The 3,024-nt window shown below is 50.7% G+C and carries 1 rRNA gene; it reads left to right on the top strand.

Annotation, left to right across the window (positions count from 1 at the left end):
- Positions 1-17 precede the first annotated feature (17 nt).
- Positions 18-2,911 (top strand): 23S ribosomal RNA (locus BCV39_RS16160).
- Positions 2,912-3,024: the final 113 nt, after the last annotated feature.

Raw genomic sequence — 3,024 nt, 5'->3', positions numbered from 1 at the left:
ACCCTTTCGGGTTGTATGGTTAAGTGACTAAGCGTACACGGTGGATGCCTTGGCAGTCAGAGGCGATGAAAGGCGTAATAACTTGCGATAAGCCCAGATTAGGTAGTAATAACCTTTTGAGTCTGGGATTCCTGAATGGGGAAACCCACTTACATAAGTAAGTATCCTGTTGTGAATACATAGCAACAGGAGGCAAACCGGGGGAACTGAAACATCTAAGTACCCCGAGGAAGAGAAATCAACCGAGATTCCGAAAGTAGCGGCGAGCGAAATTGGATTAGCCCTTAAGCTTTTAATGATGCAGGTGAAGAGTCTGGAAAGTCTCGCAGTAAAGGGTGATAGCCCCGTAACCGACACATCATAATCAGTGAAAACGAGTAGGGCGGGACACGTGATATCCTGTCTGAATATGGGGGGACCATCCTCCAAGGCTAAATACTACTGACTGACCGATAGTGAACCAGTACCGTGAGGGAAAGGCGAAAAGAACCCCTGTGAGGGGAGTGAAATAGAACCTGAAACCGTGTACGTACAAGCAGTAGGAGCACCTTCGTGGTGTGACTGCGTACCTTTTGTATAATGGGTCAGCGACTTAATTTTAGTAGCAAGGTTAACCGTTTAGGGGAGCCGTAGGGAAACCGAGTCTTAACTGGGCGTACAGTTGCTAGGATTAGACCCGAAACCAGGTGATCTAGCCATGGGCAGGTTGAAGGTTGAGTAACATCAACTGGAGGACCGAACCGACTAATGTTGAAAAATTAGCGGATGACTTGTGGCTAGGGGTGAAAGGCCAATCAAACCTGGAGATAGCTGGTTCTCCCCGAAAGCTATTTAGGTAGCGCCTCGGACGAATACTACTGGGGGTAGAGCACTGTTAAGGCTAGGGGGTCATCCCGACTTACCAACCCTTTGCAAACTCCGAATACCAGTAAGTACTATCCGGGAGACACACGGCGGGTGCTAACGTCCGTCGTGGAGAGGGAAACAACCCAGACCGCCAGCTAAGGTCCCAAAGTATAGCTAAGTGGGAAACGATGTGGGAAGGCTCAGACAGCCAGGATGTTGGCTTAGAAGCAGCCATCATTTAAAGAAAGCGTAATAGCTCACTGGTCGAGTCGGCCTGCGCGGAAGATGTAACGGGGCTAAGCTATACACCGAAGCTGCGGCTACGTACCTTAGGGTATGTGGGGTAGGGGAGCGTTCTGTAAGCCGTTGAAGGTGGTCTGTAAGGGCTGCTGGAGGTATCAGAAGTGCGAATGCTGACATGAGTAACGATAAAGGGAGTGAAAAACTCCCTCGCCGGAAGACCAAGGGTTCCTGTCCAACGTTAATCGGGGCAGGGTAAGTCGACTCCTAAGGCGAGGCCGAAAGGCGTAGTCGATGGGAAACAGGTTAATATTCCTGTACTTCTTACAATTGCGATGGGGGGACGGAGAAGGCTAGGTGGGCCTGGCGACGGTTGTCCAGGTTCAAGTACGTAGGCGGGTGGTTTAGGTAAATCCGGACCGCTACTAACGCTGAGATACGATGTCGAGCTACTACGGTAGTGAAGTCATTGATGCCATGCTTCCAGGAAAAGCCTCTAAGCTTCAGATTGTAAGGAATCGTACCCCAAACCGACACAGGTGGTCGGGTAGAGAATACCAAGGCGCTTGAGAGAACTCGGGTGAAGGAACTAGGCAAAATGGTACCGTAACTTCGGGAGAAGGTACGCTCTTATCAGTGAAGTCCCTTGCGGATGGAGCAGACGAGAGTCGCAGATACCAGGTGGCTGCAACTGTTTATTAAAAACACAGCACTGTGCAAAATCGTAAGATGACGTATACGGTGTGACGCCTGCCCGGTGCCGGAAGGTTAATTGATGGGGTTAGACTTCGGTCGAAGCTCTTGATCGAAGCCCCGGTAAACGGCGGCCGTAACTATAACGGTCCTAAGGTAGCGAAATTCCTTGTCGGGTAAGTTCCGACCTGCACGAATGGCGTAATGATGGCCACGCTGTCTCCACCCGAGACTCAGTGAAATTGAAATCGCTGTGAAGATGCAGTGTACCCGCGGCTAGACGGAAAGACCCCGTGAACCTTTACTACAGCTTGGCACTGAACATTGAACCTACATGTGTAGGATAGGTGGGAGACTTTGAAACCGCGTCGCTAGATGTGGTGGAGTCGTCCTTGAAATACCACCCTTGTAGTTTTGATGTTCTAACGTTGGTCCCTGAATCGGGATTACGGACAGTGCCTGGTGGGTAGTTTGACTGGGGCGGTCTCCTCCCAAAGAGTAACGGAGGAGCACGAAGGTGGGCTAAACACGGTTGGACATCGTGTGGTTAGTGCAATGGCATAAGCCCGCTTGACTGCGAGAATGACAATTCGAGCAGGTGCGAAAGCAGGTCATAGTGATCCGGTGGTTCTGAATGGAAGGGCCATCGCTCAACGGATAAAAGGTACTCCGGGGATAACAGGCTGATACCGCCCAAGAGTTCATATCGACGGCGGTGTTTGGCACCTCGATGTCGGCTCATCACATCCTGGGGCTGAAGTCGGTCCCAAGGGTATGGCTGTTCGCCATTTAAAGTGGTACGCGAGCTGGGTTTAGAACGTCGTGAGACAGTTCGGTCCCTATCTGCCGTGGGCGTTGGAAAATTGAAAGGGGCTGCTCCTAGTACGAGAGGACCGGAGTGGACGAACCTCTGGTGTTCGGGTTGTCATGCCAATGGCATTGCCCGGTAGCTAAGTTCGGAATCGATAACCGCTGAAAGCATCTAAGCGGGAAGCGAGCCTTGAGATGAGTTTTCCCTGACGCTATAAGCGTCCTAAAGGGTTGTCGTAGACTACGACGTTGATAGGCAGGGTGTGTAAGTGCTGCGAGGCATTGAGCTAACCTGTACTAATTGCCCGTGAGGCTTAACCATACAACACCCAAGGGGTTTTGTGGACTCAAAGAAATACCAAACGCTTGAATGAGTTTGAAGAGACTTTTAAATCAGTTTTCCAGATTATAAAATTTGCTTGGCGACCATAGCGT

The sequence above is a fragment of the Vibrio sp. 10N.286.55.E10 genome (genome assembly GCF_002872555.1).
Lineage (GTDB): Bacteria > Pseudomonadota > Gammaproteobacteria > Enterobacterales > Vibrionaceae > Vibrio > Vibrio crassostreae.
Note: the sequence above shows the minus strand (reverse complement) of the source record. Positions and strands in the feature narration are given on the sequence as shown.